Origin of the sequence: Bradyrhizobium rifense (assembly GCF_008123425.1) — a bacterium.
Lineage (GTDB): Bacteria > Pseudomonadota > Alphaproteobacteria > Rhizobiales > Xanthobacteraceae > Bradyrhizobium > Bradyrhizobium rifense.
In genome coordinates this window covers 124,388-145,087 of the sequence record NZ_VSSS01000007.1, presented here as the reverse complement: position 1 = coordinate 145,087, position 20,700 = coordinate 124,388, and the positions used below count along the sequence as shown (strand labels likewise).

16 protein-coding genes and 1 pseudogene are annotated in these 20,700 nt (G+C 63.9%); 7 read left to right on the top strand and 10 right to left on the bottom strand.

The annotated features are described in order from the left end of the window. Positions 1 to 10 precede the first annotated feature (10 nt). A complete protein-coding gene (locus FXB40_RS03045) occupies positions 11 to 787 on the top strand; it encodes a TatD family hydrolase (protein WP_148770733.1) in 777 nt (258 codons plus the stop codon). Positions 788 to 800: 13 nt separating this feature from the next. Continuing rightward, entirely contained in the window at positions 801 to 1,598 is a 798-nt protein-coding gene (locus FXB40_RS03040; RefSeq protein ID WP_148770732.1) for an MBL fold metallo-hydrolase, read from the top strand. A 3-nt stretch (positions 1,599 to 1,601) separates the two neighbouring features. Here the strand turns inward: FXB40_RS03040 and FXB40_RS03035 are convergent, their stop codons facing one another. From FXB40_RS03035 to FXB40_RS03005, 7 genes and pseudogenes are all read right to left on the bottom strand, one after another. Further along, positions 1,602 to 3,053 (bottom strand): autotransporter outer membrane beta-barrel domain-containing protein, encoded by a 1,452-nt coding sequence (locus FXB40_RS03035; protein ID WP_148770731.1) that lies wholly within the window; start codon positions 3,051 to 3,053, stop codon positions 1,602 to 1,604. A 245-nt stretch (positions 3,054 to 3,298) separates the two neighbouring features. After that, on the bottom strand, positions 3,299 to 4,948 hold the full coding sequence (locus FXB40_RS03030; protein ID WP_187436626.1) for an acyl-CoA synthetase: 1,650 nt from the start codon (positions 4,946 to 4,948) through the stop codon (positions 3,299 to 3,301). A gap of 24 nt (positions 4,949 to 4,972) precedes the next feature. Then, on the bottom strand, positions 4,973 to 6,856 hold the full coding sequence (locus tag FXB40_RS03025) for a TRAP transporter large permease (protein WP_148770729.1): 1,884 nt from the start codon (positions 6,854 to 6,856) through the stop codon (positions 4,973 to 4,975). Positions 6,857 to 6,883: 27 nt separating this feature from the next. After that, on the bottom strand, positions 6,884 to 7,903 hold the full coding sequence (locus FXB40_RS03020; RefSeq protein ID WP_148770728.1) for a TRAP transporter substrate-binding protein: 1,020 nt from the start codon (positions 7,901 to 7,903) through the stop codon (positions 6,884 to 6,886). A 503-nt stretch (positions 7,904 to 8,406) separates the two neighbouring features. Continuing rightward, entirely contained in the window at positions 8,407 to 8,946 is a 540-nt protein-coding gene (locus FXB40_RS50090; RefSeq protein WP_148770727.1) for a 4-hydroxylaminobenzoate lyase, read from the bottom strand. A 171-nt stretch (positions 8,947 to 9,117) separates the two neighbouring features. Continuing rightward, a pseudogene (locus FXB40_RS50085) lies at positions 9,118 to 9,675 on the bottom strand (nitroreductase); the annotation flags it as partial. Next, complete coding sequence (locus FXB40_RS03005) at positions 9,672 to 10,880, bottom strand: ABC transporter substrate-binding protein (RefSeq protein WP_148770726.1); 1,209 nt, start codon at positions 10,878 to 10,880, stop codon at positions 9,672 to 9,674. The pseudogene FXB40_RS50085 and the gene FXB40_RS03005, both read right to left, overlap by 4 nt. 228 nt (positions 10,881 to 11,108) lie before the next feature. On the opposite strand from FXB40_RS03005, the gene FXB40_RS03000 reads away from it, so the two are divergent. Next, positions 11,109 to 12,086: a LysR family transcriptional regulator gene (locus tag FXB40_RS03000; protein ID WP_148770725.1), complete on the top strand. Its 978-nt coding sequence runs from the start codon at positions 11,109 to 11,111 to the stop codon at positions 12,084 to 12,086. A 12-nt stretch (positions 12,087 to 12,098) separates the two neighbouring features. Here the strand turns inward: FXB40_RS03000 and FXB40_RS02995 are convergent, their stop codons facing one another. Next, positions 12,099 to 13,757, bottom strand: coding sequence for a carboxylesterase/lipase family protein (locus FXB40_RS02995; RefSeq protein WP_148770724.1), 1,659 nt, complete (start codon positions 13,755 to 13,757; stop codon positions 12,099 to 12,101). Positions 13,758 to 14,051: 294 nt separating this feature from the next. Here FXB40_RS02995 and FXB40_RS02990 point away from each other — a divergent pair, with 294 nt between their 5' ends. Then, positions 14,052 to 15,245 (top strand): M24 family metallopeptidase, encoded by a 1,194-nt coding sequence (locus FXB40_RS02990; RefSeq protein ID WP_148770723.1) that lies wholly within the window; start codon positions 14,052 to 14,054, stop codon positions 15,243 to 15,245. Between the two features lie 165 nt (positions 15,246 to 15,410). After that, a complete protein-coding gene (locus FXB40_RS02985) occupies positions 15,411 to 16,592 on the top strand; it encodes a calcium-binding protein (RefSeq protein WP_148770722.1) in 1,182 nt (393 codons plus the stop codon). A 51-nt stretch (positions 16,593 to 16,643) separates the two neighbouring features. On the opposite strand, the gene FXB40_RS02980 is transcribed toward FXB40_RS02985, so the two are convergent. Then, positions 16,644 to 17,459 carry a hypothetical protein gene (locus tag FXB40_RS02980; RefSeq protein WP_148770721.1) on the bottom strand — a complete coding sequence of 272 codons (816 nt, stop codon included), beginning with the start codon at positions 17,457 to 17,459 and terminating at the stop codon, positions 16,644 to 16,646. 200 nt (positions 17,460 to 17,659) lie between these two features. Here FXB40_RS02980 and FXB40_RS02975 point away from each other — a divergent pair, with 200 nt between their 5' ends. Together FXB40_RS02975 and FXB40_RS02970 are read left to right on the top strand one after the other, a co-directional pair. Further along, complete coding sequence (locus FXB40_RS02975; RefSeq protein ID WP_148770720.1) at positions 17,660 to 18,199, top strand: helix-turn-helix domain-containing protein; 540 nt, start codon at positions 17,660 to 17,662, stop codon at positions 18,197 to 18,199. Between the two features lie 107 nt (positions 18,200 to 18,306). Further along, complete coding sequence (locus FXB40_RS02970) at positions 18,307 to 18,699, top strand: cupin domain-containing protein (RefSeq protein WP_148770719.1); 393 nt, start codon at positions 18,307 to 18,309, stop codon at positions 18,697 to 18,699. Here FXB40_RS02970 and FXB40_RS02965 read toward each other — a convergent pair. Further along, positions 18,696 to 20,690 (bottom strand): primary-amine oxidase, encoded by a 1,995-nt coding sequence (locus tag FXB40_RS02965; protein ID WP_148770718.1) that lies wholly within the window; start codon positions 20,688 to 20,690, stop codon positions 18,696 to 18,698. The two genes, FXB40_RS02970 and FXB40_RS02965, sit on opposite strands and share 4 nt — an antisense overlap. Positions 20,691 to 20,700: the final 10 nt, after the last annotated feature.

The window sequence follows — 20,700 nt, the reverse complement described above, 5'->3', positions numbered from 1 at the left end:
CGTTCGAACGATGCTGGTCGACAGTCACTGCCATCTGGATTTTCCGGACTTTGCGGAGGATCTCGACGGGATCGTGTCGCGTGCCCGCGCGGCCGGGATCGGCCGCATGGTCACGATCTCGACGCGGGTGCGAAAGCTCGATCAGCTTCTCGCCATCGCCGGGCGTTACGACGACGTCTATTGCTCGGTCGGCACTCATCCGCACAATGCGGTTGAGGAAGACGGCATTTCGCCGGACGAGTTGATCGCGCTGACGCAGCATCCGAAGGTGGTCGCGCTCGGCGAAGCCGGGCTCGACTATTTCTACGATGACGGTTCGCCGGAGGCGCAGGCGAGGGGCTTTCGTGCCCACATTGCCGCGGCCCGCGCCACCGGCCTGCCGCTGGTGATCCACACTCGCGAGGCGGATGAGGATTGCGCGCGCATCCTGGAAGAGGAGGCGGCACGCGGATCGTTTCGTGCTGTGCTGCATTGCTACACCGGCGGGCGCGAGCTGGCGCTGAAGGCGGTGTCGCTCGGGCTCTATATCGGCTTCACGGGCATCCTGACCTTCAAGAAGTCGGACAGCTTGCGCGCGCTCGCGGCCGAACTGCCGCCTGACCGTATTCTGGTTGAAACAGATTCGCCCTACCTTGCGCCGGGCAAGTTCCGGGGCAAACGCAACGAGCCGGCCTATGTGGTCGAGGTTGCCAAGGTGCTGGCCGAGACGCGCGGCGTGTCGCTCGAAGAGATCTCACGCCAGACCACCGAAAACTTCTTCCGCCTGTTCTCCAAGGTGAAAGCTTGAGGTTCTGAGCCGTATGACGCTGACGCTGACGATCCTGGGTTCCGGCTCCTCCGCCGGCGTGCCGCGCCCGGCCCTTGGCTGGGGCGCCTGCGACCCCAACAATCCCAAGAACCGCCGCCGCCGTTGCTCGCTGCTGGTCGAAAAGACCTCCAACCACGGCACTACGCGTATCGTGATCGACACGTCGCCGGACCTGCGAGAGCAGTTGATCTCGACCAATGTCGACCACATCGACGCGGTGTTCCTGACGCACGAGCATGCCGACCAGACCCACGGCATGGACGATCTGCGCTCGGTCGTGATCCACATGCGCAAGCGCATTCCGGTCTATTTCAACCAGTCGACCGCCAAGGACATCATGGCGCGGTTCTCTTATTGCTTCATCTCGCCGGAGGGCAGCGACTATCCGCCGATCCTCAACCGGCATTCGATCGAGGCGGGCGGGAGCCAGATCATCAGCGGCAAGGGCGGTGACGTGACGATGACCGCCTTCTTGGTCCAGCACGGCAACATTCCCGCGCTCGGCTATCGCATCGGCAACGCCGCCTACACGCCCGACCTCAACGACATCCCGCCCGAGAGTTTTGGCGCCCTGGAAAACCTCGATCTCTGGATCGTCGATGGCCTGCGCTACACCCCGCATGTCAGCCATTTCAGCATCAACGACGCGCTGTCCTGGATCGAGCGCTTCAAGCCGAAGCGTGCCGTCATCACCAACATGACGGCCGACGTCGATTACGAGGTGATCCGGCAGAAGCTGCCTGCGGGCGTGGTGCCGGCCTATGACGGCCTGCGGCTGGAGACGAACTAACCTTTACCAGGCGTAGCGGACCACGGCCTTCCCGGTATAGGCGCGCACCAGGCTCGAAACCTCGCTGTCGAAATTCGCGCTCGCCGACCATCCGTTCATGCCGCGCAGCTCGAGGGCTACGCCGGTCAATGCCGAGTTCGGCGCAAGCGCCGTGGTTCCGATCACAAAGCCCTGGCCGGATCCTTGGCTCGATCCCTGGCCGGAGATCACCTGAAACACCGCAGGCATCGACTGTGTCGCGCTGAAATTATGGGCCCAGGCCAGACGTCCTCGCAGATCGAACAGGCCGCCAGCGAGCACGAAGGACGTGCTCGTGCGCAGGCCAAGCTCGCTGCGGCTGTCGGTGAAGCTGTTGGTGCTGCTGGAGGGCGTCGCGGACGGATCGGCTGCGTAAGCCGGCTGGCTTGCGCTGGCAGCGAGCCGGAACATGGTGACCTGCCCGGCGGCATAAGGCGTGATGCCGAGCCATGGCGTCGCAATCCGATAGCCGCTTTCGATACGGCCGGAATAGGCGTTGGCGTTGACGGCCGGGGAGAGCGGTTCGCTGCCGGCCGGCGTGACCTGATGATCGCTGGTGATGGCCTGCCAGCCATAGGCCATCGCGGTCGCGACATAGGCCGCGCCGATGGAGTGCCTGACGAAGGTGCCGGCCTGGAACAGGTCGGAGCGGCCGCTGGAAAAATTATTGGCAAAGCCGGTGCCGCCGCCGGCAAGCGCAAAGCCCATCCGCGTCTGCGGTGAGAGTGAATAGTCGGCGCCGACAGCGGTGGCGAAGCTGCGGGCCGACGAGCCGTTGCCATCGGTCGCAGTCTGCGAGCCGCCGAAGCCTGCGGCCCAGATGCTCCAGTGCGGAGCCGCGAGCGACGGCTTGCCGTAGATCGCCTCATAGGCTTCGCGCCCGATGCCGCCATGCGTGCGATCGTTGCCGAGATCGGCATAGGCCGAGAGCTCCGAGTCGAATTCGGGCCGCCCGATGCCGCGTCCGTCGATGGCTGGATCCAGCAGGGTCTGCGTGAATTGCGTCATCGCCAGGAACGTAGCTTGCGCCGGCTCGGTCTGCGACGAAGCAGCGGAGCCGCCGCCAAACGTCTGCCGCATGCCGAACCTGCCTGCGCCGGCGAGACCCGGCGGCTCGGCGTTCCAGCCATAGTTCGGCTGCATCCCCGGGCTGCCACCAGTTCCATTGCCGTAGGGCGCGCCGCCAAAACCCGGGGCCTGCGGTGGCGGACCGAACATCGGTCCACCCGTCCCTCCAAAATTATTGCCGCCAAAATTATTGCCGCCGCCGAAATTGCCGAAGCCGCCGCTTGGCGCGTTCGGACCGGGATAGCCAAAATTCTCGGAGCCTGCGAAAGCGCCGTACTCACGCATGACCTGCGCGTCCGCCGCGCGCGGCAGCAGCAATCCGGCCGTCAATAGCAGCAGCGCCAGACGCGCACACACGTCTGTGCTCACGACACCAACCGCATGAAGCGCCCCAACCGCGCCGGTCGCCGGCCGCGCTGCCTGCGCGGCGAATCAGGTGGAAACAGCGAATCCGACGGGAGAGAAACGTAAATGCGTCTCTAACGTTTTCCAATCTTTTCCTGTGATGTCTCGATGTCGTCAAACATGCGCAATCCGTTTCAGACGAATCGCGATGGCCGCGGAGACGCAGTGTCAATCCGCGCTTCTACGGGAATGTGAGACAGGCGGTCAGTTCAAGCCGAAAACGCCTTCGCCGAGCCCACCTCGTTGCGCAGCAGGAATTTCTGGATCTTGCCCGTGGACGTCTTCGGGATCGGCCCGAATAGGATCGCCTTTGGCGTCTTGAAGCCACTCATCTGGCTCCGGCAGAAGGCGATGATCTCGGCTTCCGTCGCGCTGGCGCCGTCCTTCAATTCGACGAAGGCGCAGGGCACTTCGCCCCATTTCGGATCGGGCTTGGCGACCACGGCTGCGAACAGCACGGCCGGGTGCTTGTAGAGGATGTCTTCGACCTCGACGGAGGAAATGTTCTCGCCGCCCGAGATGATGATGTCCTTGGAGCGGTCCTTGATGATGACGTAACCGTGCGCGTCGAGCACGCCGAGGTCGCCGGTGTGAAACCAGCCGCCCTCGAAGGCTTCCTTTGTGGCCTTCTCGTTCTTGAGGTAGCCCTTCATCACGATGTTGCCGCGGAACATGACCTCGCCGATGGTCTCGCCGTCGCGCGGCACCTCCTGCATGGTCAGCGGATTGATGACGGTGACGCCTTCCTCGAGCGGGTAGGGCACGCCCTGCCGCCGCTTCATGCGCGCCCGCTCGGCTGGCGGAAGCTCATCCCAGCCGGGCTGCTCGGCGCAGACGGAGGCGGGGCCGTAGACCTCGGTCAGGCCATAGACATGCGTGAGCTTGATGCCGATGCTTTCGGCGCCTTCGAGCACGGCGACCGGCGGCGCAGCGCCGGCGATGAGGCCGACGACGCGGCGGGCCGCGTTGCCCTTCGGCGCATCGGGCGCATTGATCAGCGTGTTGTAGACGATCGGCGCGCCGCACATGTGGGTGACGCCGTGCTGCTTGATCAATTCGAAGATTTTGGTCGGCTCTACCTTGCGCAGGCAGACGTTGATGCCGGCGGCCGCTGCTAGGGTCCAGGGAAAGCACCAGCCGTTGCAATGGAACATCGGCAGCGTCCAGAGATAGACTGGGTGCTGGCCGAGTTGGCCTGCGAGGATGTTGCTGACGGCGTTGAGATAGGCGCCGCGATGATGCGTGACGACGCCCTTGGGATTGCCCGTCGTGCCCGACGTGTAGCTCAGCGCAATCGCGTCCCACTCATCCTTCGGCGGGATCGCCGCAAAATTCGGATCGCCTTGCGCGACGGCGGCTTCATATTCGATCTCGCCGATGCGCTTGCCGCCTTTGAAGGCAGCATCGTCGACGTCGATCACGAACGGCTTGGGCCCGCTCATCTGCGCCAGCGCATCGGTGATCACGCCGGAAAATTCGGGATCGACCAGAATGATTTTGGCGCCGCCATGGTCGAGCTGAAACGCAATGGAGGACGCATCGAGGCGGATGTTGAGCGCGTTGAGCACGCCACCCGTCATGGGCACTGCGAAGTGCGCCTCGTTCATCGCCGGAATGTTCGGCAGCATCGCAGCGACAGTATCGCCGACGCCGATGCCCTTGCCGGCGAGCCAGGAGGCAAAGCGCTTGCAGCGCTCATGCGTCTGCGCCCACGTGAAGCCGCGGCCCTCATAGACCGTGCTGACGTGATCCGGATACACCGCGGCGCTGCGCGCGAGGAAGCTCAGCGGCGACAGCGGCACGTAATTGGCGGGGGTCTTGTCGAGGCCGATATTGTACTGGTTCTGCCGATCGCTCATCGACACCCTCCTTGACGCCGCGCTTTACAGGAATCCGATCGAGATCCAGGGGAAGACCGCGACGATGATCAATCCCACCAGCAGCGCCAGAAGATAACCCCAGATCGGCCTGATGCCCTCAGCCGGATCGACGCGTCCGATGGCGCAGGCGGCATAATAGCCGACGCCGAACGGCGGGGCGAATAGCCCGATACCCATCGCCAGGATGATGATCATGGCGTAGTGCACCTCGTGCACGCCGACGAGCCGCGCGATCGGAAACATCAGCGGTCCGAACAGTACGATGGCAGGAATGCCCTCCAGGACGCTGCCGAGGACCACGAAGGCCAGGATCGAGACGGCGATGAAGGTGGCGGAGCCGCCGGGCAGGCCGGTCATGGACGCCGCCAGCGCGCGCGAGAAGCCGGACTGGGTCAGGCCCCACGCCATGCCGGTCGCAGTCCCGATGATCAGCAGGATAGCGCCGGACAGGCACGCGGTCTCGATCAGCATCGGCAGCAGCCGCCGCCAATCGAATTGGCGGTAGATCAAGAGCCCGATGATCAGCGCATAGACGATGCCGATGGTCGAGACTTCGGTGGCGGTGGCGATGCCTTCGACCACGGCGTAGCGGATCACAAAGGGCAGGGCCAGGGCAGGGATGGACACCACGAAGGCGCGCGCGATCTCGCCCGACGTTGCACGGGTGACGTGGCTCAGATCCTCGCCGCGATAGCGCCACCACACCAGCCCCGACAGTGTCAGCGCCAGCACCACGCCCGGCAACAGGCCGCCGGTGAACAGCGCGGAGATCGACACGCCGGTAACCGAGCCGATGGTGATCAGCACGAGGCTCGGCGGAATGGTTTCGGTCTGGGCGCCGGTGGCCGCAAGCAGGGCGACGAGATCGCCCGGCTTGGCGCCGCGCTGCTTCATTTCCGGGAACAGCACGGGCGCGACCGCGGCCATGTCGGCCGCCTTGGCCCCGGAGATGCCGGAGACCAGGTACATGGCGCCGACCAGCACGTAATGCAGCCCGCCGCGGACATGGCCGAGCAGGCTCGCCAGAAACGCCACCATGGCCCGCGCCATGCCGGTCATCTCGATCAGGAGCCCCAGGAACACGAACAGCGGCACCGAGAGCAGGATGAGATGGCTCATGCCCTCGTCCATCCGCCCGACCAGCACCATCAGCGGCGTCCGCGTGGTCAGCGCCAGATAGCCGAAGATCGCCAGGCCAAAGGCGAACGCGATCGGAACGCCGGCGAACACGCAGAAGCCGACCACGCCGACGAAGAAGATGATGAGATTGATATTGCCGAGCGGCTTGAGCAGCGGCTGCGCGAACCAGAACAGCGCGATCAGGACGACGACCGTGGCGGCCGCCGCCAGCAAGGTCTTGAGATTGCCGACGCGGAGCAGCCGCAACAGCGCAAACAGCACCATCAGGCAGATGCCCACGGGCAATGCCGCTGCGCGCCAAGTATTTGAAATCTGCAGCGCCGGCGTGGTGATGAAACTCTCTTCGTAGGCGTATTCATAGGCCGGATGGACGATCAGCAGCAGGAACGCCAACGCTGCGCAGGTCGCGACCACGTCGAGATAGGCCCTGAGCCTTGGGCCGGCGCTCGCGACCAGCGCCGTCATTCGCATGTGCTCGCTGCGGCGGAACGCGACCGCCGAGCCCAGCATCGCCAGCCAAAGGAACAGCATCGAGGCCAGCTCGTCCGACCACACCAGCGGCGCATGCAGCACGTAGCGCGAGACCACGCCGGCAAACAGGATCACGACCTCGGCGACGACCAGGATCGCCGCCGGGATCTCCACCAGCCATTTCAATGTATGCTCGACGGAGCCGAGCACAGGCCGGCGGCGAGGGGATGTTGCCACCTCGCCGGCCACGGCTGGCGTCATGTCGACATGAGCCATGGCAGGGCCCCTATTGCTTCTGACGCGTTACGACAGCTTGCCGACGGACTTCTCGAGCAGATCCCAGGCCTTGTCGCCGTACTTGCCCTTCCACTCATTGTAGAAGCCGGCCGCGCGCAGCTTGTCGCGGAACGGCCCGACCTCGGGCTGATTGAACGTGAGGCCTTTGCCCGCCAGTTCCTGCCTGACGGTGATATTGAGCTTCTCGGTGTCCTCGCGTTCCTTGACGGCAGCGGCGTTGACGTTCTTGGCGACGATGGTCTTGATGTCGTCCGGCAGTGCTGCCCAGGCGCGGCGGTTCATCAGGAACCAGAAGCCGTCCCACATGTGGTTGGTCAGCGAGCAGTACTTCTGGACCTCGTAAAGCTTCGCCGTCGAGATCAGCGCCAGCGGGTTCTCCTGGCCCTCGACGATCTTGGTCTGCAGCGCCGAATAGACCTCGGCGAAATTGATCGAGGCGGGCGATGCATCGAACGCCTTGAACATTGAGGTCCACAGCGGCGACACCGGCACACGGATCTTGAAGCCCTTGAAATCGTCCGGACCGTTGATCGGCTTGGTCGAGGACGTGGTCTGGCGGAAGCCGTTGTCCCAGATCTTGTCCATGACCTCGAGGCCGGCCTTGTTGATCTCGCCGCGCACATAGGCGCCGAGATCGCCGTCCATGGCCTTCCAGACCGTGGGATAATCCGGGAACGCAAAGCCGATGCCGTTGATCGAGGCCGCCGGCACCAGGGTCGCCAGAATCAGGCCGGACAGCGTGAAGAACTCGATGCCGCCGGAGCGCACCTGGCTCAGCATGTCGGTGTCTGAGCCGAGCTGGCTGTTCGGGAACACTTGCAAGTCGAACCGGCCGTTGGTCTCGGTCTTGATCGCAGCTGCCATCTCACGGGCGCGCGCCACGAACGGATGCGACTCCGGCAGGTTGTTGGCGAACTTGTAGGAGAACTCGGCGGCCTGGGCACGAGCCACATAGGGCGCGCTGACGCCGCCAAAGACGGCGGTCGCGGCGGAGGCCTTGAGAAGCGTGCGGCGGGAAAAACTCATGGGTCTGCTTCCTCGGAAGTTTGTTCTTGTTGTGAGACGCAAACCTATACGGACGTCCGGTCAGCAGTCATCTGCGATCTCGCGAAGCTCGCTTATTGCAGCCGGACAAGGGCACGGCAATATCGGCTTTCGGCAGATGGGCCGGATTCAAAAAGGCGAAAACAACCCCATGCACAGTAGCCGTCAAGAGCTGAGACGACGATCGATGGTCAGGCCAAAGATCAGCTGGCAGCGAAGGCGTTGTGGCAGGAGCTTCGCCTAAATAACTGATCCAATTGGGTATAAATATATTCCATAATATACCTTATGCGAATTACGGATATGGCTGTCCGGGTCGGTGGTCACTTGGCGTCTGGTCGCTGAAGTGCCTCCTCTCCAGTCAAGGCCGGCCTCGCAGGCCGCGGCCATCGCGACGCATCGTCGCCGCGCGGGCCTCAGGCTGTGCTTGCTTCGAAACGAATGGCGCCCGCGAATTGCGCCACGCGAGATCGTTCGGTCGGCAATCAGGACGGCGCGGCGAAGTCGTAAGAGATGCGTCCGGCCGGCAGATAGAACAGCGCGATGACGGCGCCGCCGCGGACCTCGGGATAGTGGCGGCTGCCGGGATCGGGCGCCGTCCAGCCCGGCCCCTGCCAGCCCTGCAGCCCCTTCAGCTCGGCGCCCTTGTCCAGCGGCACGACCAGGTTCAGTTCCCCATAGGGATGGCCGTGATACTGCCCGCGCAGCACGTCGTGGTCGTCCTCGTCCTTGAAGCGGCGCGGGTCGGTGCTGTTCATGTAGACGGCCGTGATGCTGAACTGGAACGTGTCGGGCGTTGGCTCCAGGATGCGGCTGCGCCGGTAGTTGGGACCATCGACCTCCTGGTTGGCCGCCCAGCCTTCCTCGACGCCGCGTTTGATCAGGCGCGCCAGGTGCCGGTAGAGCTGGCTGTCCTCTCCGTATGTCTCATTAAGCCACCGCTCCATCTCTGCGCCCGGTGTCATATCCTTGACCTCGCGCAGAAAAGGAATGCTGCTCTGAATCAGGTCCTCTCGGCTTCCCATGGCCGTGTCCTTTTCAACTTCGGTTGCACACTGGTCTTCGAACCCCGCGAACGCGGCGAATTCGGCAATGTCCGCACGCGGCATCAGCCTGCCCCGGGTTTCGTCCCTGGCTCGGCCGATCGAGATGCCGCACACCACCATTTGCTCCGCCGGGATCGACAGCAGCGGGCGCAGGATGCGGTGATATCTGGAGAACGTCTCCTGCGGACAGGACTGAAGCCCGTGGCCTGCCGCAGCCAGCAGCACGTTCTGGACGAACATGCCGAGGTCGAGCCAGCTCCCGACCTGCAGGCGCCGGTCGATGGTGACGATCAGCCCGACGGGAGCGCCGAAGAACGCATAATTCTTTGCCGTCTGCGCGCTCCTGGCCTCGGTATCGGTTTGGGCGATGCCGAGCGAGCTGTAGAACAATTGGCCGAACGCCTGTCGTCGCTGCAGGTAGGGTTCGGGCAGGTCGCTGGCGTAGTAGCTGTATTCCGAGACGTGCTCGTCGCGGGCCGTTTCGTGCGCCTCGCGCAGCGCCGCCGACACCCGCTCCTTGGCGGCGCCGGCCAGGACGTAGACGCGCCAGGGCTGGATGTTGGCACCGCTTGGCGCAAACCGCGCCACGCGCAGAATCTGCTCGATGGTCCCTCGCCCGACCGGCGCGCCCGAGAAGTCGCGGCATGCAAAACGGCCTGCGATGATCTCGTCGATACGGCTCTGGGCCGCGACGCCCCGGTCGATCATGACTTCTTCAGGAACGGACATCCGCCCTGCTCCATCGGCCGGAAAGCTTCTTCTCCCGGTATCGTCGCCAGGAGCTCGTAATAGTCGAACTTGTATTTGGACTGCTCGGGCGCCTTGACGCGAAACAGATACATGTCGCGGACCAGCCGGCCGTCGTCGCGGATCCGGCCGTTTCTCGTCATGAAATCGTTCACGGGCATTGCGCGCATCGCGGCGGCGACGGTCGGCCCATCCAGCGTGCCCGCCGACTGCACTGCTTTGAGGTAGTGCATCACCGCGCCATACGTGCCGGCGTGGATCATGGTTGGGACCTTCTGGGTTTTCGCGATGAAACGCTTCGACCACGCGCGCGTGTCCTCGTTCAGGTCCCAATAGAACGCCGAGCTCAGCATCAGGCCCTGGGCGCTCTGGAGCCCGAGGCTGTGAATGTCCGCAATGAAGACGAGCAACCCGACAAGCTTCTGCCGCTGCGCAACGCCGAATTCGCCGGCCTGCTTGACCGCGTTGATGAAGTCCCCGCCGGAATCGGCGAGCGCGATCACGTCCGCCTTCGACGACTGCGCCTGGAGCAGGAAGGATGAGAAATCCGGCGTGTTGATCGGATGTTTCACGGCGCCGATCACCTTGCCGCCCATGGCGTCGATGACCTTGCGGCTGTCGGCCTCGAGCTGGGCCCCGAGGGAGTAGTCGACCGAGATGAAGAACCAGGAGTTTGCGCCGAGACGCGACATCGCCTTCGTCGTTCCCTGCGACAGCGCGTAGGTATCGTACGTCCAGTGGATCCCGGTCGGCGAGCATTCGTCGCCGGTGAGGCGGGACGTAGCGGCGCCGGTGGCGATGAACAGCTTCTTCTTGTCGCGCGTGATGCCCTGCACCGCCAGTGCGACGGCAGAGTTCGGCACGTCGAGAATGACCTCGACATTTTCATTTTCGAGCCACCGCCGGGCGATGGTCGCGCCGACATCGGCCTTGTTCTGGTGGTCTCCCGCAACGATCTGGATGGTGCGCCCGAGCACCTGACCGTTGAAATCGTCGACGGCCATCTGCGCCGCAACCACCGAGCCCTGGCCGCCGTTGTCGGCGTAGAGCGAGGACATGTCGGTGAGGACGCCGAGCTTGACGGGACCATCCTGCGCAATGGCGGGCGCCGTCAACAGCGCCAGTGCTAGTCCAACAATTCCGATCGATATCCCGCAGGATGTCATGGCCCGTCTCCTCCAAATCCGGCGCCGCGATCATGACGGGATCGCGCAATTGCGGAAGTGAAACTCTTGCAGAGTGATCCTGAACCGCTTTCAGATTGGTGACGCGCGCGGCCTGGCGTCGCGGTCCGGGCACCCTGCTCGGTTGCGTCGGCGCCGCGTATGGCCTTAACTGGAAACGATCGCAGGTACGCAACGGGCGCGCGATCCGCCTGCGACGGTATTCTGCTCGTGGCTGTTTCCTTCAAGACCCTGGACCTGAACCTGCTCAAGGTCTTCGACGCCGTCATGGAGGAGCGAAGCGTGCTGCGGGCAAGCCAGCGCGTTGCCCTCAGTCAATCCGCCGTGAGCCACTCGCTCGCCCGGCTCCGCGAGATGCTGGAAGACGATTTGTTCGTGCGCACCGCGACCGGCATGCAGCCGACAGCGCGCGCATTGACGATGGCGCCGCAGGTTCGCGAAGCTCTGCGGTCGCTTGAAGCGGCGGTCGAACTGCCGAGCTTCGTTCCGGCCGCTTCCACCAGGCAGTTCACCCTCGCCGCCAACGACTTCACCACGATGGTGCTGGCCTCACCGCTCCTGAAGATACTCAGGCATGAGGCGCCGGCGATCGACCTGATCATCAAACCGGTGACACGGATCGACCTTGCCGAGCAGATCGACCTTGGTCGCATCGACGTTGCGATCGGCGTCTTCTCGGACCCGCCGAGCCGCTTCCGGACGTCGCTGTTGTTCGAATATGACGACGTGCTGATCGTGGGCGGGAAGCGCAAGCTCGGCCGGATCGACAACGCGGCTCTGGCGCGCATGCCGCTGGTCGTTGTCTCCTTCGGCGGCGAGCAGGAGGGAGCGATCGGAGGCTTCATCTCCGAGCGCGGCCTCGCCAGGCGATCGGAAATGTACGACCGCGCGGCGCTCGAACGGGCGCTGTCCGAAAGCGATCGGCCCCCGCGAATAGCTGTTTCGTTGCCGCACTTCCTGGCCCTGCCCGCCCTGCTCGCGGACTCGGAATTGGCGGCCATCGTTCCGAGGCCATTGGCGCGGGCGTTCGCGCGCGCGCATGCAATCACAACATGCGAGCTGCCTTACGCCACGACCCCGGTCGAGGTCCGGCTGTTGTGGCACGAACGCATCGAGGGCGAGCCATCGCACGACTGGCTTCACGACGTCCTCCGGCGCGCGACCGAGGAGCTCAGGCGTGGACGCTAGCTGGAGGGGCTCTCACTCGCTCACGCCGTAGAACGTCATCTGGTAATCGTGGAACAGCGCGTTGCGGCGTTCGGCTGTCGTGCCGAGATACGGCGAGGCGCTGGTCGCGCCGGTCGATGTCTCGGCGAATGACATGTAGGTGCCGTTGTTGGAACGGCTGGCCTTGGGCCAGGCCGGCAAGCCCTCGCCGTTGGGATCGCCCGTCTTGACGAAATTGGCCCACATCGAGGAGGCCTGCTCCGCCAGCTCGAAATCATAGGACGCCCACTGGCGTTGACCGGGCTCGTTGCGAAGCGAGTTGAAGGTGTACCAGAGGTCGGACGAATGCCACGCGCCGTAGAATTCGCGATCGCGTCCGGGTGTCGGATGGTTGAAGTAGAAGACGTAGACCTTGCTGGCCGGGTTTCTGGCCGTGAGGAGCGAACCCGCGATCCGGTTTTGCTCGAGCAGCAGGTCAGCCTGGGCCTTGAGGTGCTGGCGGTAGGCGTCGCGTTCGTTGGACGCCGGGTAGAGCTTCTCGAACGCATATTTGGCGTAGAGTTCCTCGCCGAGCAGCTTTTTCCAATAGGCATGGAAGGCCGTGATGTCCATGACCTTGTCCGGCGCACCGTCCAGCGCCGTCCGCTCGTCGGCGACCGTGCCGACGATGACGTCAACGCCGTTGAGGGCGCCCTCCTTCGTGAGGTCCACCGAGTCCGTGGTCAGGACATGACCGTCGATGACCGCGTACATGTTGCTGGTCACGGCGTACATGGCGTCGATCTTGGCCGGATCCTTGTAGAACTCTTCGGCCGGCAGCTTTCTGAGATCGTCGAGGCTCTTGCCGGGAAAGGATTTTTCGAAGACCGGACCGGCCGCGGCCGTCTTGTCCGCGAGCGTCACGTAGTTCGGCTTTCCCGGCTGCGCCATCACGGTTGGGCTCGAGTGCATGATCGCGCGCTGGAACAGGCCCTTGGCGAGCGGCGTGGACAGAACGCTTCTGACATTGCGCGAGCCCGCCGATTGCCCGGCAATGGTCACCTTGCCGGGATCACCGCCGAACGCGCCGATGTTGTTGTGCACCCATTTCAGCGCCGCCACGGCGTCGAGGATCGCAAAATTTCCAGCGCCCTCCTCTTTCATTCCGGGCAAGGCGAGGAAGCCCATGATGTTCAGGCGATAGGCCGCCGAGACGACGATGATGCCCTTGGCGGCGAGCTTTGCCGCGTTGAACTCGACCTCGGAATTGTTGCCGTGGCGGTTGCCGCCGCCGTGGTAGTACACCATCACCGGGAGCGAGCCGTTGACGGGCTTCGCGGGGGCCCAGATGTTCAGATAGAGACAGTCTTCGCTGTCTTTGGGATCCTTCGCCGGGTCCCAATAATATTCATTGTAGTAGAACGTCCCCGGCGGATTGGCGCTGGCGAGCTGGGTGCACCGGTTCGGCCATGCGCTGCTGTCCTTGACGCCCGACCAGGGCACCACGGGCTGAGGTGCCTTCCAGCGGTTGTCGCCGACCGGTGGTGCTGCGAACGGCACCGCCTTGTAGATGGTGACCCCTGCAACATCGGACGCAACACCGCGGATCTGCCCGCCCTCCACGGCGATGGCGGCATCTGGCGTCTGGGCCATGGCGGGCGAAACGATCAGCCCTGCCAATGCGACAATGGAAAGCAGCCTGCTGAGCCTCATGGTTTCCTCCGCGCGGCCATCGGTCGTTGCCAATGGCTCTCTTGTTGATTTGCGGACTACATTGGACGAGTGCAGGCCTAAGCACTAATGCCGTATCGGAATGGTTTGAGAACAAAACGGTATGTTGCACCGGATGGCCGGCTGAGCGCCGGCAAGCTCACTCCTAGGTGAAGAAGGAGGGTTGGGCCGACGCCAGGGCTATCCAGAACCCCGTTCCCGGCTCACAATCCGTGTCCAGGAAATGCCAGACAACGGACGCAGCCACTCAAGCCGCGCCACCATTGGGAGTTCGTCATGCAGGAGAACATCGCTCGCACCAGCAACTCGCGCGCCATTCCGTTCGATGCCGCCAAGCTCGATCGCCTGATGGAGGCCGCAGGCCTCGACGTCCTGATCGTGACGTCCAAGCACAATGTGCAGTACATGCTCGGCGCGGAGCGCGCGATCTTCTTCGACTACATGGATGCCATGGGCATCAGCCGCTATCTCCCGGTCCTGGTCTATCCCAAGGGTGCGCCGGAGAAAGCCGCCTATGTCGGCCACAGGCTGGAAACCCACCAGCGCGCGGTGGCGCCGCCTTGGGTGCCGCAGGTTCGGACCGAGTCCAACGGCTCGGTCGACGCCGTGATGCGCGCCGTCGCAACGTTGAAGGACGCCGGCGTGCCGATGAAGCGGATCGGCGTCGAGATGGCGTTCCTGCCGATGGACGCAGGCAAGGCGCTGGCCGAGGCCCTGCCCGGCGCCGAGCTCAAGGACGCGCTACTGGTGCTGGAGCGGCTGCGCGCGGTGAAGTCGGCGGAGGAACTGGCCAAGCTCAAGACAGCCTCGGAGCTCGTGATCGCATCGATGCTGGAGGTGATCTCGCAGCATGGCCCGGGCACCACCAAGCAGCAATTGTCGGATGCATTGCGTGTCGCGGAGGCCAACCGCGGACTGACGTTTGAGTATTGCCTGCTGGCCTGCGGCAGCAGCCACAACCGGGCGCCATCGTCGCAGCGCTGGGAGCAAGGCGACGTGCTGTCGCTCGATTCCGGCGGCAATTATCACGGCTATATCGGCGACCTCGCCCGGATGGCCGTGCTCGGCGAGCCGGATACCGAACTGAAGGATTATCTCGCCGAGATCGAAGCGGTCCAGCGCGCCGCCTTCGGCGCGGTCAGGCCGGGCGCCATGGGCGGCGACATCTACGTCGCGGCCGAGCGGCAACTCGCCCAGATCAGCCAGCGTGGCTGCACGGAGTTTTTGGCCCACGGCATGGGTCTCGTCAGCCACGAGGCCCCTCGCCTGACCGCCACGGGTCCGGTTCCCTATGATGATGTCGATGCAAGGCTGCCGCTTGAACCCGGCCTGGTGGTCTCGATCGAGACCACCATGAAGCATCCCAAGCGCGGCTTCATCAAGCTGGAGGATACGCTGGTGGTGACGGCGACCGGCCACGAGATTTTTGGCGAAGGCGGGCGCGGCTGGAATTTGGGTCTCAGCGCATAGCCCTGCGGCTTCATCTTGTGCTCCGCCGCAATGACGTCCAGTTCTAGGCAAATCTCCGTCATCAACCCTTGGTAGCCTTCATCATCGCCGCACGGTCGCCGTGTTTCGCGAGCGATATCTTTTTTCCGACCGCCGGCTTCCGCGAACGAATTCGGAGTTGCTGTCATGCGCCATTTGCCTGACGACACGATCACGCTCGCGATTGGGGACCAGCAATTCGAAACGCTGTTCGGAGATCCCGACTTCCCGACCAATGCCCGCGGCGGCAACGATACCATCACGGTGAGCATAGGCACCCAGACCTTTCTTGATCTCGTCGGCGACGGCGCGACGCTGGACGGTCATTCCCACGGCGGCAACGACACGCTCGCGGTTAGCCTGGCCGGCTTCGAGGACACCGTCATCGTCGACGGCGATGCGCAATCGATGGTTGACCACGCCAAGGGTGGCAATGACACGCTCTATGCCAGCAGCAAGAACTCGGTCTTCACGAGCTTTTCGCTTTATGGAGACACCGAAGGCGTTATGTCGGATCACGCAAAGGGAGGCAACGACAACATCGTCGGGGTATTCGGGGGCAGATCGTCCAACACTCTGGTCGGCGATGGCGCCACCATGACGGGACACACCCATGGCGGCAACGACACGCTGCTCGCCTTCGAGGCTAACCAGGACGGCTCCGCGGGACTTTACGGCGACGCCATCACCATGTCCGATCATGCGCACGGCGGCAATGACGTCCTCACCCTCGTGGTGGGAAGCGATGCCGAGAACGGAGGCGCCACCCTGTATGGGGATGCAGGTTTTCTGGAGGGCGATGCTCGCGGCGGCAACGACGTTCTCACGGCTTTTTTCGGTGTGAGTGATCCCAACGGTTCGCAGTCCGTTGCGCTGATCGGCGACGCCGATACCATGTCAGGCAATGCGCGCGGCGGTAACGATGTCCTCATTGGCGGGTCGCACAACGACACCCTGGTCGGCGACGCCCTGCACTACGCTCCTTCCGCGCCCGGCTCGATCAAGGGCGGCAACGATATCCTGAACGGCGGGGCCGGGAATGATCAGCTTTGGGGCGGGCCGAACAACGATAAGTTCGTCTTCGACAAGGGCTCCGGCCTGGATGTGATCCATGATTTCGATCAAGGCAATCGCGCCGTCGGCAGCACGGCGCCAGAGCACGATGTGATCAATTTGCATGATTATGGCTTCGCGAGCTGGAAGGCGCTGTTGAGCCTGATCAGCGATGACAGCTCGGGAAATGCCGTGATCCATCTGACGACCAACGACGCGATTACGTTAGCCGGGGTCCACACGGCAGACCTCCATGCGAGGGATTTCACGATCTGAGCGCGCCGCGATTGCTTTGATGACTGTTTCTGCATGGCGCGCGCTTCGGCCTTACCGCAGCGGCAGCATGTCCAACTGGGCCTGCGCCTTCTTCACCGCCGCCGTGAACCAGCTCTGGCCCGGCGCCTCCTTGGCAAAGCATTTTGTGTAGGCATCCATCGCTTGGTCTTCCTTCGCCATGGAATCCTCCGGGACCTTTTTGGCCATCATCTGTTTCCAGACCTTCTCGCAGGCCGGGATCTCGGCCGTCTTGATGGCGTCGGTCGCCGCAAGGAAGAACACCTTGTCGCCCTGGATCGCGACCACGTCGATCTCGTGCGGTGGCCCCTTCAGATCGCCATTGCCGCGCACGCCGAGCACGGCGACTGCGGCGCTCGCGGATGCGGGCTTCGTGATCGGCAACTCCGCATATTTGGCGAAGGCTGAGTCCTGGATCGCCTGATAGTAGAAGCGGTCCGACCGGAATGCGGAATCGATCTCCTGCGGCATGCCGTCCTTGCTGTGTTCGCGCAGCCAGTGCTTGAGCAGCGCGGTCGTGGTCACCACGGCCTGCTGCTTGTCGCCCTCCGTGGCGAAGCCGAGCCCGTCGAGATGGCCAAAGCCGCTGTCGCCCTTGAACAGCGTGTCGGCGTTCGACTTGCCGTCGGCCGGCAGCCCCTTGATCGTGACGGGACCGACCAGGCCGCGCAGCACGCCGGTCAGCTCGTTGAGCGCCGCATCGTGCTGCTTGAAGGTCTCGTCGCTCTCCTTGGCCTTGGAGAATTTGGCGATGTAGCGGTCGCGCAGATCGAGATAGTGCTGCTCGGGAGAAGCCGCGCGTGCGGGCGTGACGAAGGCAAGCAGGCAGAGCAAGGCGAGCGATCTCATTGCGATGTCCGGAAAGCTGGAGGCGATCTCCAATCTTGGTGGCGTTGCCGGGCCGGAAGGTTCATCCCCGGCGGCGCGCCCTGCCGGTTCGAGAACCAATCCTTCACCATGGCTTGCGGGTTCGATTGAGCGCAGGGAACCCGAGAGGTAAAATCGGCTGCAGATTCTCAGCAAGTGCTGGGCATCCGGGGGCGACGTCCATGAGCGAATTGCGCGCGGCGACCAGACAGTCCACGGCGAGGACCGGGATCATCGAATTCGACGGTGCCAGGGGCACCGTGAGCATTCCCTGCACCATCGCCGATGTCTCCGGCACCGGCGCACGGCTGAAGCTCGACTGGTCGCTGTCATTTCCGAAAGAGGCGACGCTGGTCTTTGCCGACGGCTTGCGAAAGACCTGCCGCGTGGCCTGGCAGAAGCGCCGGCTGCTCGGCGTCGCGTTCGCCGATGGTGTCGCGAGCGCGGATGAGCAGGCCCTCATGATGACCGAGGAAGAGCAGGCCCTGCACAGGCAGCACATTGGCGCCCAGGTCAAAGGCGCGCGCGAGGCGCGTGGCTATACCGAGGCCCAGATTGCGAACCTCGTCGGCGTCTCGCCCGAGTTCGTCTCACGCGCCGAGAACGGCGAGATCAGCATCCCGCTCCACCAGCTCACCCACATGGCCGATCTGCTGCTGGTCGATCTCGACAGTCTCGTTGCAGGCCCGGCGTCCAGCGACGTCGAACTGATGGCGGACTGAACGCACTGTCGTTGCGGGACCGCCCTGCTCTGCTGGTCGATGTGGGAAACGCCTTTCACCTGCTGTAAGCTCGCACCCGTGTCAGTGTCGGCGCGGGAGATGATTGCATGGCGGAGCCCGGCTTCGGTCGGTTCATGAAGGACCACCGGGAGTTTTTCAACGCGCTGGCCGATGAGGGATGGCGCCCTGTCCCCGGCTATGTCGGGGTCGAGGAGAAGATCCTGTCCGGTCGCTTCGATCACCCCAGCCGGACGGGCGCCGTGACGCGGCTGTCGCGGTGGGCTGCCGGCGCCTCTGTGGGCCAGCCGGTCTCGCATGGTTGGTGCGAGGAGGTGTTTCTGGTTTCGGGTACGTTGTCGATCGGCACCGCCGCACAGGAAACGCGGCTATTGGAGGCCGGCACCTACGCCGTGAGGCCGGCCCATGTCGAGCATGGACCGTTCTTCACCCGCGATGGCTGCCTGATGATCGAGTTTCTCTACTATCCGCCACCTGCCTAGCTCTTGTGGCAGCAAGCCCCATCGCCCGCCCCCTTCTGCTCGCCCGCGAGCACGCTGCGGCTGTTGCGCTCCGGCGGGATGTCGCCGGCGGCGTTGGCCGCGAAGAAGCCGGTCGGCTTCAGCATGAAGCCGGCATATTCGACTGGCATGATCGGAAAATCCTCCGGCTTGCAGATGTGGGTGTGGCCGAAGGAGTGCCACACCACGAGATCTGTGTTCTCGATGTTGCGGTTCTGCGCGGCATAGCGCGGGAGCCCGTCGCCGCCGGCATGGTTATTGGGATAGTCGCCGCTGGCGTATTTCTCGTCCTTGTCGAAGGCCGTCACCCAGACGTGCTTGGTGGCAAAGCCGCCGCGCTTGCGCACGTAGCTGCCCTCCTGCGCCAGCATCAGCGGGCTCGGATTGACCACGAGCTTGTAGGCGGGCGCATTGCCGACCGAATTGGTCTCGCTGGGGTTGCTGATCTTCCAGAAGCGGCCAGTCTCGCCATTGGCAATCGCCGCGGCATCGCGCTCGCGTGACAGAACGCGCGTCGTGGTGTCGAACGCGTTGCCGTGCGGATTGTCGTGGCCCCAGGGTCGCGGCACGAAATCGTGCTCGCTGACGGTGTTGCCGCCGCCGTCGAGATCCATGTGCAGGCGCACGTTGAAGAAATGCTGGTGCGTCGGCCCGCCCAGACTATCGTCGACCATGCCGCCCCATTTGTACTTTTCGCCCGGCTGCACGGCGGCGGTCTGGATGATGCCGGTGAGTTTGGTTTCGAGCTGGATCGTGCCGTCCTGGTAGAGGTACCAGTAGAAGCCGTAATCGTAATTGCCGACGGTCGCAAAGAACGAAATCACGAGCCGGCGTGAGCGCCGCACCTCGAACAGGCCGTTGCGGAATTCATAGTGTTTCCAGGCAATTCCGTAGTCTTCTTCATGCATGCAGATGGCGTTCTGCATGACGAAGGGTTTTCCATTGTTGTCGGCTGCCGGCACGTCGAAATAATGGATGTGGCCGAGGCAGTCGCAACCGAGCTCGAGCGCGTTTGCGAGCATGCCGAGCCCGTATTCGCCGGCATCGAACGGCGACTTCCAGAAGTGGTTCGCGGTTGGATCGGCGTAGGGCACCACCATTTCGGTGACGCTGGCGCGATGGATCAGCGAGCGCTTGCGCATCCCGTCCTGATAGCCGAGCTGATGCAACACCAGGCCTTCACGCGGCGTGAAGCCGACGCGAAAACTCCATTTCTGCCACTCGACATTCCAGCCATCCACCTTGAAGCTTGCGCCTTCCGGCTGCTCGATATGCAGCGGCTTGATGTCGGTGCGCGGATTGGTGACCTCGTGCGCGCCGTAGTTCCGCTTCTTGCGCGGGATCGGCACGATCGGGTCCGCATCGGTGAGGTCGAGGACCTTGCCACTGATCAGGTCGACGACGGCGACCACGCCCTCGATCGGGTGGGCATAGCCGTTGTCCTGGAGATGCTCGCGAAAGAAGCTGACGGCGCGGACGATGCGAGCGCCGCGCTCAAACTCGAAATCGAAGAAGCCCGAGGAGAACGGATCGACCTGGACCAGCTCGATATCCTCATCGGTGAGCCCGCGCCGGACCATCGCCGCGCGCCAGCCGGGATCGGCCTTGACCACGGCTTCGCATTTGAAAAACTCTTCCAGCATCACCGACGGCTGGCCGTACGGTGCCTCGCGGTTCGGAATGACCTTTCGTGCGACGATCTCGTTGCGGGCGAGATCGACGATGTGCTCGATCGCCTCGCCCGTCACCACGTCGAGCGTCAGCGCGAAGGCGCGGCGCCCTACTCCGCCTGCGGCCAGCTCCTGCTTGGTCGGCTCTTCCAGCCGCACCGTCGGGAACCGGCAGTTCTCGGGCGAGGTCGCAGCGGTACGTACAAGTGTGCAGGCTGCCGTGATCTCCTCCGCCGTCAGCGGATCGAGCGGATGCGGCGTCGCGGTCTGCGTCGACGATTTTTCTTTGACGGTATCGAGCATGTGATGTCCT

What these genes read in the sequence shown, in the direction of transcription:
- FXB40_RS03045 (WP_148770733.1), top strand. Translation starts at nt 11, where the DNA reads ATGCTGGTCGACAGTCACTGCCATCTGGATTTTCCGGACTTTGCGGAG.
- FXB40_RS03040 (WP_148770732.1), top strand. Translation starts at nt 801, where the DNA reads ATGACGCTGACGCTGACGATCCTGGGTTCCGGCTCCTCCGCCGGCGTG.
- FXB40_RS03030 (WP_187436626.1), bottom strand. Translation starts at nt 4,948, where the DNA reads ATGAGCGATCGGCAGAACCAGTACAATATCGGCCTCGACAAGACCCCC.
- FXB40_RS03025 (WP_148770729.1), bottom strand. Translation starts at nt 6,856, where the DNA reads ATGGCTCATGTCGACATGACGCCAGCCGTGGCCGGCGAGGTGGCAACA.
- FXB40_RS03020 (WP_148770728.1), bottom strand. Translation starts at nt 7,903, where the DNA reads ATGAGTTTTTCCCGCCGCACGCTTCTCAAGGCCTCCGCCGCGACCGCC.
- FXB40_RS50090 (WP_148770727.1), bottom strand. Translation starts at nt 8,946, where the DNA reads ATGGGAAGCCGAGAGGACCTGATTCAGAGCAGCATTCCTTTTCTGCGC.
- FXB40_RS03005 (WP_148770726.1), bottom strand. Translation starts at nt 10,880, where the DNA reads ATGACATCCTGCGGGATATCGATCGGAATTGTTGGACTAGCACTGGCG.
- FXB40_RS02995 (WP_148770724.1), bottom strand. Translation starts at nt 13,757, where the DNA reads ATGAGGCTCAGCAGGCTGCTTTCCATTGTCGCATTGGCAGGGCTGATC.
- FXB40_RS02990 (WP_148770723.1), top strand. Translation starts at nt 14,052, where the DNA reads ATGCAGGAGAACATCGCTCGCACCAGCAACTCGCGCGCCATTCCGTTC.
- FXB40_RS02985 (WP_148770722.1), top strand. Translation starts at nt 15,411, where the DNA reads ATGCGCCATTTGCCTGACGACACGATCACGCTCGCGATTGGGGACCAG.
- FXB40_RS02980 (WP_148770721.1), bottom strand. Translation starts at nt 17,459, where the DNA reads ATGAGATCGCTCGCCTTGCTCTGCCTGCTTGCCTTCGTCACGCCCGCA.
- FXB40_RS02975 (WP_148770720.1), top strand. Translation starts at nt 17,660, where the DNA reads ATGAGCGAATTGCGCGCGGCGACCAGACAGTCCACGGCGAGGACCGGG.
- FXB40_RS02970 (WP_148770719.1), top strand. Translation starts at nt 18,307, where the DNA reads ATGGCGGAGCCCGGCTTCGGTCGGTTCATGAAGGACCACCGGGAGTTT.
- FXB40_RS02965 (WP_148770718.1), bottom strand. Translation starts at nt 20,690, where the DNA reads ATGCTCGATACCGTCAAAGAAAAATCGTCGACGCAGACCGCGACGCCG.